This window comes from Aeromicrobium sp., assembly GCF_049587115.1.
GTDB lineage: Bacteria > Actinomycetota > Actinomycetes > Propionibacteriales > Nocardioidaceae > Aeromicrobium.
The window spans coordinates 1-11,830 of the sequence record NZ_JBAVDI010000034.1; the positions used below are offsets into that span (position 1 = coordinate 1).

General features: G+C 65.5%; 9 protein-coding genes and 2 tRNA genes. 2 read left to right on the forward strand and 9 right to left on the reverse strand.

The genetic code is table 11. The annotated features are described in order from the left end of the window. The coding region (locus WB461_RS03540; protein WP_423851341.1) for a hypothetical protein at positions 1 to 960 on the forward strand (960 nt) is incomplete at its 5' end. 188 nt (positions 961 to 1,148) lie between these two features. On the opposite strand, the gene WB461_RS03545 is transcribed toward WB461_RS03540, so the two are convergent. From WB461_RS03545 to gyrB, 5 genes are all read right to left on the reverse strand, one after another. Then, a tRNA-Ala gene (locus WB461_RS03545) sits at positions 1,149 to 1,224 on the reverse strand. 150 nt (positions 1,225 to 1,374) lie between these two features. Next, a tRNA-Ile gene (locus tag WB461_RS03550) sits at positions 1,375 to 1,449 on the reverse strand. A gap of 57 nt (positions 1,450 to 1,506) precedes the next feature. Continuing rightward, positions 1,507 to 2,271: a DUF3566 domain-containing protein gene (locus tag WB461_RS03555; protein WP_423851342.1), complete on the reverse strand. Its 765-nt coding sequence runs from the start codon at positions 2,269 to 2,271 to the stop codon at positions 1,507 to 1,509. Beyond that, the gene (gene gyrA / locus WB461_RS03560) at positions 2,268 to 4,823 is read right to left on the reverse strand and encodes a DNA gyrase subunit A (protein ID WP_423851343.1); all 2,556 of its coding nucleotides are present in this window, start codon (positions 4,821 to 4,823) and stop codon (positions 2,268 to 2,270) included. The genes WB461_RS03555 and gyrA overlap by 4 nt, the downstream gene beginning before the upstream one ends. Positions 4,824 to 4,840: 17 nt before the next feature. After that, the gene (gyrB, locus tag WB461_RS03565; protein ID WP_423851344.1) at positions 4,841 to 6,838 is read right to left on the reverse strand and encodes a DNA topoisomerase (ATP-hydrolyzing) subunit B; all 1,998 of its coding nucleotides are present in this window, start codon (positions 6,836 to 6,838) and stop codon (positions 4,841 to 4,843) included. Positions 6,839 to 7,066: 228 nt separating this feature from the next. On the opposite strand from gyrB, the gene WB461_RS03570 reads away from it, so the two are divergent. Further along, on the forward strand, positions 7,067 to 7,861 hold the full coding sequence (locus tag WB461_RS03570) for a phosphatase PAP2 family protein (RefSeq protein WP_423851345.1): 795 nt from the start codon (positions 7,067 to 7,069) through the stop codon (positions 7,859 to 7,861). A gap of 51 nt (positions 7,862 to 7,912) precedes the next feature. Here the strand turns inward: WB461_RS03570 and WB461_RS03575 are convergent, their stop codons facing one another. From WB461_RS03575 to dnaN, 4 genes are read right to left on the reverse strand one after another with little or no spacing between them, the layout of a single operon-like run. Further along, the gene (locus WB461_RS03575) at positions 7,913 to 8,416 is read right to left on the reverse strand and encodes a DUF721 domain-containing protein (RefSeq protein WP_423851346.1); all 504 of its coding nucleotides are present in this window, start codon (positions 8,414 to 8,416) and stop codon (positions 7,913 to 7,915) included. Further along, positions 8,409 to 9,533 (reverse strand): DNA replication/repair protein RecF, encoded by a 1,125-nt coding sequence (recF, locus tag WB461_RS03580; RefSeq protein WP_423851347.1) that lies wholly within the window; start codon positions 9,531 to 9,533, stop codon positions 8,409 to 8,411. The genes WB461_RS03575 and recF overlap by 8 nt, the downstream gene beginning before the upstream one ends. A 2-nt stretch (positions 9,534 to 9,535) precedes the next feature. After that, complete coding sequence (gene gnd / locus WB461_RS03585; protein WP_423851348.1) at positions 9,536 to 10,459, reverse strand: phosphogluconate dehydrogenase (NAD(+)-dependent, decarboxylating); 924 nt, start codon at positions 10,457 to 10,459, stop codon at positions 9,536 to 9,538. 20 nt (positions 10,460 to 10,479) lie between these two features. Next, positions 10,480 to 11,622: a DNA polymerase III subunit beta gene (gene dnaN, locus WB461_RS03590; protein WP_423851349.1), complete on the reverse strand. Its 1,143-nt coding sequence runs from the start codon at positions 11,620 to 11,622 to the stop codon at positions 10,480 to 10,482. Between the last annotated feature and the right edge of the window lie 208 nt (positions 11,623 to 11,830).

The following is an 11,830-nucleotide window of genomic DNA, read 5'->3' on the forward strand; positions in this document are numbered from 1 at the left end:
GGTGTCAGCTCGATGGCCGGGTCGTATGTCGACCGCTGGCTGATCACCGGCGACGGATCGGCAATGGTTGCGAAGTCGGCTGCGGCGTACGGCCAGGTCTCCTGGGTCCCTTTCATCCTGGTGCCCGCGACGTTCCTGTTGCTGCTCTTCCCAGACGGCAGGCTGCTGTCGCCTCGTTGGCGGTCGATCGCCTGGTGCGCAGGGTTCGGCATCGTCGGCAACTTGATCGCGGGGGTCATCCGTCCCGGACCGATAGAGGACTACCCCACCCTCCGGAGCCCCTACGCGATCGAGGGCGCAGCGCGCGAGCTCTTCGAGCTGAGCGCGGTTCTGGCGATCGCGGTCGGGGTGGTGGGCTCGGCCATGTCGCTGGTGCGTAGGTTCCGGAGTGCGCGAGGTGAGCAGCGCCGGCAGATTAAATGGATTGCCTTCGCCGGGTCAACTGCAGCGGTGACCATCCCGGTGATGACTGCGGCCTACGGGCTCGTGGGGGAGGAGATAGCGAACGGAACCATGATGCTCAGCGTGATGGGCCTCCCGATGGCGACAGCAGCGGCGATCCGCCAGTACCGGCTCTACGACATCGACCTGGTCATCAATCGGGCGCTCGTGTACGGCTTGCTGACGGCGACTCTTGCGGGCACATACGTCGGCAGTGTGCTGCTGTTTCAGCTCGCACTCAACGGCATCACAAAGGGCTCAGGACTCGCGGTCGCGGCCTCGACGTTGGCTGTGGCGGCGATGTTCCGACCGGCGCGGACCCGCATCCAGCGGGTGGTGGACCGACGATTCTTCCGGAGTCGGTACGACGCGGCACTCATCGTTGGGACTTTCAGCGCAAGGCTTCGCGACGAGATAGACCTCTCCATGCTCGGCGCCGACTTGCTCGACGCGGTCAACGCCACCGTGCAACCAGCGCACGCTTCGCTCTGGCTCCGGACCGAAACGCATCGGGGATGAAGCACGGCCGCCCGACTCTCGGCATGATCGGGCACTAGCGCTCTCTCACGACACCACCTGGCCGACTGTCTACGACTCAGGCGATGAAGAATGGGCGCTTCCCCCGTCAGTCCCCCACGAGTCGACGGATCCGCCCTACCGAAATGTCCTGGAACGACGAGAACCGCTGCTCTCGCAACGGTTCTCTGTGGTGGAGCCGAGGGGACTCGAACCCCTAACCCCCTGCTTGCAAAGCAGGTGCGCTACCAATTGCGCCACGGCCCCGTGCTGGTGCTGGTCTCACGGGTCAGACCTGGTCGCTGGCCGCCGCCCACGTGTCAACGGGCTGCTTCTTCGACTGGCCACGCGCCCAGACGACTCCGGCAATTGCCAGCCCGAGGGCGAGAATTTTCTTCATGCGGACCTCCTAGTGAGTGGGCGTACGAGGACTTGAACCTCGGACCTCTTCCTTATCAGGGAAGCGCTCTAACCAAGCTGAGCTATACGCCCGCAACAGCGGTGAACTTTACCGCACCGCCCACGGTCTCCCAAAACGGGGAGGGGTCACTACTTCTGCTCGGTGAACGTGACCTCAACTCCACCGAGGAGCTGAGCCGCGAGGTTGTACAGGTGAGCACCGATCGTGGCGATCGCGGTCAACAGGATCACGTTGATCGCCGACAGCACCAGGGTCAGTCCGACCAGGCGTCCGAAGCCGAGATAGTCCGTGATGTTGAAGCTCGACGAGTCGTCGCTCAGCACCGATGTCACACTGCCGTTGATCTGGTCCCAGACTCCTGTCGCCTCCAGGACCACCCAGAAGATCGTGACCGCGACGACGGCGACGATCATCATGGCGACCGAGATCGCGAACGCGAGCCGAGTCACCGACCACGGCTCGACGTGTGTCAGCCGCAGACTCGCCCGCCTACCCGAGCCGGTCACCGCTGGCGCAACCGGGGGGGTCGAACGCTTCTTGTCCTTGAGCTTGTCGATCCTTTCCCTGACGGCAGGGATGACAGCGGTCGTGGAGGCCGACTGCTTCGTCGTGCGGGCATAGTCCGCAGCCGTCAGGGTCCGGTTCGTCGACTCGTCGTCTCCGGAGTCGGTCTGATCCGTCGGCTGCGACGGACCGTCCTGACGTTCGGGCCGGGAGGACGCGGACTCCCGCGGGCGCCCCTTGTCCGTCTGGCTGCTATCAGTTGATTGACCGGTCTTGCTCGCCGGCAAACCCGCACCGTTGGGCGATAGAGGGATTGCCTGGGTCCGTGCAGTGTCGCCAGCGGCGGAACCCGGGGTCGGGCTCGGGTCCTGCTTGTCGTCTTTGGTCACTGGTCCTGATCCTCGTCGGTCGACGTCGCCTCGATCTGCGCCTCATCCTGCGGGAGCTCTGCGTTGCGTGCAATCGTCACAACCCGATCGCTGCCCTTGAACTTCACGAAGCTCACTCCCATCGTGCCACGCCCGGTGGGATTGACACCGGAGACGAGGCTCCGAGTGACCTGGCCGCCTGCCGTCACCGAGATCACGTCATCGGTGTCGACAAGCACGAGACCGCCCACCAGTTCACCACGATTCTCGGTGATCTGCATCGCCTTGATGCCGAGTCCGCCGCGACCTTGCAGTCGGTACTGCTCGACCGGGGTCTTCTTCGCGAAGCCTCCGTCTGTCACCGTGAAGACGAACAGCTGGTCCTCCTCGGGCACCTCGTCGGCTTCCAGCGCTCCAGCGGAGCGCCGGATCACCGACATCGACAACATGGAGTCCTCGCCACGGAACTTCATGCCCGTGACGCCGGACGTTGCCCTCCCCATCGGGCGGAGCTGCTCGTCGTCGGCTCGGAAGCGGATCGCCTGAGCCTTCCGGGAGATCAAGATCAAGTCGTCGTCCGGAGTGACCAGCTCGGCACCGATCAGCTCATCGTCCTCGTCGCGGAAGTTGATCGCGATGACTCCGGCCTGACGCGGGCTGTTGTAGTCGCCCAGTCGGGTCTTCTTGACCAGACCCTTCTTGGTCGCCAGCACGAGGTAGGGCGCCTGCTCGTAATCCCGAATGGCCAGAACCTGGGCAATGTCCTCGTCCGGCTGGAACGACAACAGCCCGGCGACGTGGCCACCCTTGGCGTCGCGTCCCGCCTCGGGGAGCTGGTAAGCCTTGGCGCGGTAGACCCGGCCCGCTGTCGTGAAGAACAGGATCCAGTGATGGGCGGTCGTCGAGAACAGGTGCTCGACCATGTCGTCGCCGCGCAGTGCCGCACCGCGGACACCTTTGCCGCCTCGGTTCTGGACCCGGTAGAGGTCGGTCTTGGTCCTCTTCGCGTAGCCACCCTTGGTGATCGTGACGACCACTTCTTCGTCCGGGATCAGATCCTCGTCCGACAGGTCGCCGTCCGCGGGGATGATCTGCGAGCGGCGGTCGTCGCCGAACTTGTCGGTGATCGCGGCCAGCTCGTCGGACACGATCTGACGCTGGCGCGCCGGCTTGGCAAGGATGTCCTTGAAGTCAGCGATCTTGGTCTCGAGCTCTGCCAGCTCGTCCATGATCTTCTGCCGCTCCAGGGCTGCGAGGCGACGCAGCTGCATCTCCAGGATCGCATTGGCCTGCAGCTCGTCGATGTCCAGCAGCGCGATGAGCCCGCTGCGTGCCTCGTCGACGGTCGGGCTGCGGCGGATCAGTGCGATGACGTCGTCGAGCGCGTCCAGCGCCTTGGCGTAGCCGCGGAAGATGTGGGCGCGCGCCTCCGCCTCGTCGAGCCGATACTGGGTGCGCCGTTGGATGACTTCGATCTGGTGGTTGATCCAGTTGCTCACGAAACCATCGAGTGTCAGTGTCCGCGGCACCTCGTCGACAAGTGCCAGCATGTTGGCGCTGAAGTTGGTCTGCAGCTCGGTGTGCTTGTAGAGGTTGTTCAGCACGACCCGGGCGACCGCGTCCCTGCGGATCTCGATCACGATGCGCCGGCCGACGCGCGACGAGGTCTCGTCCCGCAGGTCCGAGATGCCCTGCAGACGTCCGGCGTTGACCAGATCTGCGATCTTCCGCATGAGGTTGTCGGGGTTGACCTGATACGGCAGCCCAGTGACGACGAGCTGGATGCGGCCCTTGGTGTCCTCCTCGATCGACACGATGGCCCGCATCATGATCGAGCCGCGTCCCGTGCGGTACATGTCTTCGATGCCCTTGGTCCCGACGATCAACGCATCGGACGGGAAGTCCGGGCCCTTGATGCGCTCGATCATGGCCTCGAGCAGCTCTTCCTTTGTCGCGTCGGGATTCGCCAGGGCCCACTGCGCTCCCTCGGCCACCTCGCGCAGATTGTGCGGCGGAATGTTGGTCGCCATGCCCACCGCGATGCCCGCAGAACCATTGACCAGCAGGTTGGGGATGCGTGCCGGCAGGACCGTCGGCTCCTGTGAGCGTCCGTCGTAGTTGGGACGGAAGTCGACGGTGTTCTCGTTGATGTCACGCACCATCTCCATCGCGATGGGGGCGAGGCGGCACTCGGTGTAGCGCATCGCGGCTGCACCGTCGTCACCCGGCGAGCCGAAGTTGCCCTGGCCCGAGATCATCGGCGCGCGCATGACCCACGGCTGGGCGAGACGCACCAAGGTGTCGTAGATCGCGGTGTCGCCGTGCGGGTGGTACTGGCCCATCACGTCACCCACGATGCGGCTGCACTTGGAGAAGCCGCGGTCGGGTCGGTAGCCGCCATCGAACATCGCGTAGAGAACGCGTCGGTGCACTGGCTTGAGGCCGTCGCGCACGTCCGGGAGCGCTCGCGACACGATGACGCTCATGGCGTAGTCGATGTACGAACGCTGCATCTCGTCCTGCAGCTCGACGTGCTCGATCCGGTCGTGCTCGGGAGGCGTGGTCTCTGTCATGTGAATGCCCTGTCAGATCAGATGTCGAGGAAGCGGACGTCTTTGGCGTTGCGCTGGATGAACGAGCGGCGTTGCTCGACGTCCTCGCCCATGAGGATCGTGAACATCTCGTCGGCCATCGCGGCATCCTCCAGGGTCACCTGGCGGAGGATGCGATTGGCCGGGTCCATCGTGGTGTCCCACAGCTCGCTGTCGTTCATCTCGCCCAGACCCTTGTAACGCTGGATCTGCTGACCGATCTCCTTGGGCAGCCGCTTGCCGTCGGCAGCACCAGCCTTGAGCATCGCGTCGCGTTCGGAGTCGGAGTACGCGAGCTCGTCGGTGGAGTTGCTCCACTTGATCTTGTACAGCGGCGGCTGCGCGAGGTAGACGTGGCCTCCGTCGATCAACGGCTTCATGAAACGGAACAGCAACGTCAGAAGCAGCGTCGAGATGTGCTGGCCGTCCACGTCGGCGTCGGCCATCAGCACGATCTTGTGATAGCGGAGCTTGTCGATGTCGAAGTCCTCGTGCACGCCGGTGCCGAGCGCGGAGATGATCGCCTGGACCTCGGCGTTCTGCAGGATCTTGTCGATCCGAGCCTTCTCGACGTTGAGGATCTTGCCGCGCAGCGGAAGGATCGCCTGGGTTCGAGGATCGCGGCCACCCTTGGCAGAGCCACCGGCGGAGTTGCCCTCGACGATGAACACCTCGCACTCCTCAGGGTTGCGCGAGGAGCAGTCGGCGAGCTTGCCCGGCAGGCCGCCGCCACCCAGGAATCCCTTGCGGTTGCGAGCCAGGTCGCGAGCCTTGCGGGCCGCCATGCGAGCAGTCGCGGCGTCGATCGACTTGCGGACGATGGTCTTGCCCTCGGCCGGGTGCTGCTCGAACCACGCGCCCAGCTCATCATTGAGCACCGACTGGACGTATGACTTGGCCTCGCTGTTGCCGAGCTTGGTCTTGGTCTGGCCTTCGAACTGCGGCTCCTCCAGCTTGATCGACACGATCGCGGTGAGTCCCTCGCGGATGTCCTCGCCGGACAGATTGTCGGCAGCCTTCTTGATCAGTCCCTGCGTCGTGGCGAACTTGTTGACCGTGGTGGTCAGCGCCGCGCGGAAGCCCTCTTCGTGGGTGCCGCCCTCGTGCGTGTTGATGGTGTTGGCGAAGGTGTGGACCGACTCGATGAAGCTGTCGTTCCACTGCATCGCAATCTCCAGCGACAGCCCTTTGGACTCGTCCTCGGACTCGATCGAGATGACATCGCGGTGGATCGGCGACTTGCTGCCGACGTTGATGTGCTCGACGTAGTCGACCAGACCTTTGTCGTAGCGGAACCGGGCGTCGCGCTCGACCTCGTCGACCGCGGTGTCGCCCTCGGCCGCATCCTGGGCGGCATCCCGGTCGTCACGCAGCACGAGCTCTAGGCCCTTGTTGAGGAAGGCCATCTCGCGAAAGCGGGTCTTGAGCGTCTCGTAGTTGTAGACCGTGCTCTCGAAGATGTCTTCGCTGGCGTAGAAGGTCGTCGTCGTGCCCGTCTCGGCCGTCTTCTCATGCCGTTCGAGCGGAGCGTCGGGCACGCCGTACGTGAACGACTGCGTCCAGCGGTAGCCGTCGCGCTTGATCTCGACGTCGAGGCGCGTCGACAGCGCGTTGACGACCGAGACGCCGACACCATGCAGTCCGCCGGAGACCTTGTAGCCACCGCCGCCGAACTTGCCGCCGGCGTGCAGCGAGGTGAGGACCAGCGTGACAGCCGGCATCTTTTCCGTGGGGTGCTCGTCGACCGGGATCCCTCGCCCGTCATCAACCACGCGCACGCCGCCGTCGGCCTGCATCGTCACGGCGATGTGAGAGGCATACCCGGCCAACGCCTCGTCCACCGAGTTGTCGACGACCTCGTACACCAGGTGGTGCAGACCACGTTCTCCGGTCGAGCCGATGTACATGCCGGGACGCTTGCGAACCGCCTCCAGACCTTCGAGGACCTGAATGTTGCTGGCGTCATATGAAGCTTCAGGATCTGGAGTTTGAGTCACCTGTGCAGTATACGGGCGATTGTGTGCGTCTCAGCGGATGCCCACCGTTCTAAGTCGTCGCGTCGCGAACCCCAGGTGGCACTGAGAGGCACAGAACAGCGGTTTTGAGGGGGCAGGAGACCCGCCGCCGACCACGGGTATGTCCGCGAGGGCCGGATCGCCGCCATTTCGAGTTCAGTGGCATCCTGTGGCCAGAAGGTCTTGGGCCTCATCGGGCATCGTAGAGGGATGACGACCGACACTGCCCGTCGCGGCACCGCGCTACCTGCGCTCGGCGTTGTCGTGGCGGCGGGGCTCGTGCTGTTCGCGATGGTGCGAATTGCGCTGGAGTCATCCCAGGGGCAGCGGTGGGATGACACCGCCATGACGACGGTCGTGGCTGGTCGGGACGCGCAGCTGACTTTGCTGAGCTGGCTCGGATACGTCTCGATCGGAGCAATCGCGTTGGTCGTCGCCGGCGTCGTGCTCATCGCTTTGTTTCGCGGCAAGGCCCGGCTCGCGGTGGCCGCCGGGGTGCTGATCGTCGGTGCGAACATCTCGACCCAGCTGCTCAAGCAGCTCGTGCTGGACCGGCCGGACTTCGGCCTCGGCGTGCTCAACAGTCTACCGAGCGGCCACACGACAGTCGTCGCGAGCGCAACCGGAGCGATGCTGCTCGTGGTGCCCGGCGTTCTACGTCCCACGGCCGCGGCCGCGGGTGGTTTCGCCACCACCCTGGCGGGTGCTTCGACGATCGTTGCTGGTTGGCACCGCCCGGCCGACGTCGTGGCGGCGCTGGCAGTCAGCCTGCTGTGGACCGGGATCGTCGCGGCGGTGATCCACGGACCGCGCCAACCGGTCGGTGGTTCCTTCATCAGTGCGCTGATCGGCTGCGTCGCCGGCCTTGCGGCCCTTGTCGTGATTGGGGTTCGCCCCGCCTACGGCTGGGTTGGCTTCTTCGAGGCGTCACTGGTTCTGGGAGCGGTCACGGCAGTCACGGCCGCGTTCGTCGCGGCCGCCGCGGCGATCTCACCCGCCGAATAGTCCCGCGGCGCCTTCCACTCAGCCGCTTCCCGAGCCTGGTCGGCGAACGGCCTACCCGTAGGTGTCTCGAGGCCCCCTGGCACCGCGGATGGAGCGAGGACCCTTCTTCCACGACGGAGCCTGTGGTCCGCGCACGATGATGCGGAGCACAGTACCGTCGCCGAGCTGCTCGTTGAGCTTGGCCACGATGCGCGGGGCCAGCATCTTGAGCTGGGTCGCCCACGCGGTCGAGGCCGCTCGGACGTGGACCTCACCGTCCTCGTACGCCTCGACCTGGGCGTGCTGCGCAACCTCTGGGCCGACGAGTGCGGTCCAGTCGGTGAAGATCCGCTGATCGGAGAGCTTGCCCTCCCACCCCTGCTCGCTCACGACCTGACCGAGCAGATCGGACAGCGGACTCGGCTCGTCCCGCTTGTCGCGCGATGGTTTGGCTGGCCGCACGCGACGCTTGCCAGACGGCGGGACCGCGCTGGCCTTGCCGCGATAGGAGTTGGCGATGTCACGGGCCAGGCCAAGGCCGTCCTCGGGTTTGATCGGCTCGTCGGGCTCAGTCACGGACGACCTCCCCGGCGGCGACGTTGAACCGGTGACCCTTGAGCGCCGCCGGAACGTCGTCCGCGACGGCAGCGGTGACCAGCACCTGCTCGGCGTCGCCGACGAGCTCGGCGAGCTGCTGCCGCCGGCCCTGATCGAGCTCGGCGAAGACGTCGTCGAGGATCAGAACGGGGTCGTCATCGTCCTCGCGCAGCAGTTCGAACGACGCCAGCCTCAGCGCAAGGGCAAGTGACCACGACTCGCCATGGCTGGCGTAGCCCTTGGCCGGGAGGTCGCCGATCATGAGCGTGACTTCGTCACGGTGCGGACCGACCAGACTGATGCCGCGATCCATCTCGTCCTGTCGCCGTCTGCTGATCTGTTCGGTCAGCGCCTCCTCGATGGCGTCCTGGTCACGAAGCTCGGGGGGCAGGTCGAGCGAGGATCGGTAGGTCGCGGTGACGTTTCGGCGGTCCGGGGCGGAGTCGGCCGCGACCCGGACGTAGGCCTCGATGAGGTGCGGCGCCAGAGCGTCGAGCAGACGCAACCGCTGGGAGACGAGCTCGGCGCCGGTCCGCGCCAGGTTCTCGCTCCAGATGTCCAGAGTCGCAATCTCGACGTTGCGGCGACCTCGTGCAGATTTGAGCAGGGTGTTGCGCTGCTTGAGCACGCGATCGTAGTCAGCCCGTACGCCGGCAAGGCGGGGTGTCCGAAGCACCAGCAACGAATCGAGGAATCGGCGGCGGTCCGATGGATCGCCCTTGACCAGCGCAAGATCCTCGGGCGAGAACATCACCGTCCGTAGGACTCCCACGATGTCGCGGGTGCGGGTCAGTGCGGCGCGATTGACCCGCGCTCGATTGGATTTGCCGGGCGTGATCTCCAGCTCCAGCAGAGCCGTGCGCGAGCCCCGAACGACATCGGCCCTGACGACGGCCCGTTCGGCACCCGCTCGCACCAACGGCGCATCACCCGAGACGCGGTGCGAATCCAGCCGGGAGAGGTAGTCGATCGCCTCGACCAGATTGGTCTTGCCCTGACCGTTCGATCCGATGAATGCGGTCGCGCCGGCGTCGAGATCGATCTCGACCGAGGTGTAGGACCGGAAGTCGTGCAGGGTGAGGCGGCTGACGTACACGCCTAGACGGGATCCGAGGGATCCGCGTCGGCGGGGCTCATTCCAGCCTCCTCGGCGGCGCGCACGGCGTGACCACCGAACTGCTGTCGCATCGCAGCGACAGCCTGCATGGCCGGCGACTCCTCCTGACGAGAGCTGAACCGGGCGAACAGGGAGGCGGCGATCGTGTGCATCGGCACCGCGTTGTCGATCGCGGCCTCTACGGTCCACCGACCTTCGCCGGAATCCTCCGCGTAACCACGCACCTTCGACAGTCCCGGATCCTCCTCGAGTGCCTTGACCAGCAGGTCCAGCAGCCACGAGCGGACGACCGTGCCGGTCCGCCACGAGTTGAAGACCTCGGCGACGCTGTCGACCATGTCGACCTTCTCCAGCAGCTCGAAGCCCTCCGCGTAAGCCTGCATCATGGCGTACTCGATACCGTTGTGAACCATCTTGGAAAAGTGTCCGGCGCCGACCCTGCCAGCGTGCACGAATCCCGAGTCGCCCTCTGGCTTGAGCGCGTCGAAGGCGAACTGGACCTTGGCGATGTCCTCGGCGCTGCCGCCGGCCATCAGGGCATAACCGTTGTCCAGGCCCCACACGCCGCCGCTCACACCGCAGTCGACGTAGCCGATGCCCTGCTGCTCCGCCAGGGCCGCGTGCTTCTCGTCGTCGGTCCAGCGGGAGTTGCCGCCGTCAACGATGACGTCGCCCTCGTCGAGCAGCTCGATGAGCTCCTCGACAGTCGCTCGAGTGATGTCCCCCGAGGGCACCATGACCCAGACGATCTTGGGGCTCGGCAGCTGGTCGACCATGTCGGCCAGGGACGATGCATCGCTGAGATCGGGATCGCGGTCGTAGCCGACGACTGTCACGTCGGCGTTGCGCAGTCGGGTGCGCATGTTGCCGCCCATCTTGCCGAGTCCCACGATTCCGATGTTCATGCTCGTCACGATTCCCTTCGTCAGCTCTGCAGGCGTACCGGCATTATCAGGTAGCGGAAGGCCACGTCCGGGTCGGCTCCGATTTCCTGGACTCCTGAGATTGCTGCAGGCTTGGTGTGTTGGGTGAAGGACAGGTGCACGACCGGATCTGACATGACCGCGAGACCTTCCAGCAAGTACGTGGGGTTGAAACCGATCGAGATGTCGGCTCCGTTGATGGTCGCCTCGATCGACTCCGAGGCCTGGGCCTCATCACCGCTTCCCGCCTCGAGCAACAGCTGCCCGTCGGAGAAGCTCAGGCGTACCGGCGTGTTGCGCTCCGCCACCAGGGCGACGCGCTTGACCGAGTCGACGAATGCCTGGGTCTCGACGTACGCCACGGTCTCGGCCTGGGCCTGGAACAGCTGGCGCACGCGCGGGAAGTCACCTTCGAGCAGCCGGGTCGTCGTGCGCCGGGTGCCGTTGCCGACGACCCCCTCGAAACCGATCAGGCCATCCCCGGACTCGCCCGAGGAGACGGCGATCGTGACGTCACCGCCCGAGGTCAGCGAGCGTGCCGTCTCGTTGAGAACCCGCGCCGGCACGAGGGCCTGCGCCGACAGATCGCTGGATTCGGGGTACCACTCGAGATCGCGCAGGCTGGCGCGGAATCGGTCAGTCGCCATCAGGGAGATCTTCGAGCCCTCCAGCTCGAGTCGTACTCCTGTCAACAGCGGCAGCATCTCGTCGCGTCCAGCGGCCGCGCTGGCCTGCGAGACCGCAGTGGCGAAGTCGTCGGCCTTGATCGTGCCGGAGGCTGTCGGCATGGCGGGCAGCTGTGGATACTCCTCGACCGGCATCGTCTGGAGACTGAATCGAGCGTTGCCGCACACGACCTGCACCTTGGTGCCGTCCAGCGACACGTCGACGGGCTTGGCCGGAAGTGACTTGACGATCTCTGCCAGGAGGCGTCCCGACACGAGCGCTCGACCATCGGCGCTGACCTCCGCCGGCAACGTGGCTCGGGTCGAGGTCTCATAGTCGAATCCCGACAAGGTCAGGCCGTCCGCGGCGGTTTCGATCAGAAGTCCTGCGAGGACCGGGACGCTCGGACGATTGGGCAGGCTGCGCGCTGTCCAGGCGACGGCGTCGGCGAGCGTGTCGCGGTCGATGCGGAATTTCACGTAAGAAAGCCTTTCCGGGGACGGGAGCCGTCGTGATGAATCCTGCCACGGGATGCGCGACGGGGGGCAACCAGGGGAACCACAGAAATCGCTATCCACACACAAGGCACGACGTGACTTCTGCGGGGTTTGCGGAGATAAAGAAGAGTAGTAGTTGTAGTAGCGTCTGTGGATTCGGTGGAAAACCCGGATTCGTGCTGACGAGACG

Bases quoted from the DNA above. Each gene is read 5' to 3' on its own strand.
- WB461_RS03570 (WP_423851345.1), top strand. From the start codon at position 7,067: ATGACGACCGACACTGCCCGTCGCGGCACCGCGCTACCTGCGCTCGGC.
- gnd (WP_423851348.1), bottom strand. From the start codon at position 10,459: ATGAACATCGGAATCGTGGGACTCGGCAAGATGGGCGGCAACATGCGC.
- gyrA (WP_423851343.1), bottom strand. From the start codon at position 4,823: ATGACAGAGACCACGCCTCCCGAGCACGACCGGATCGAGCACGTCGAG.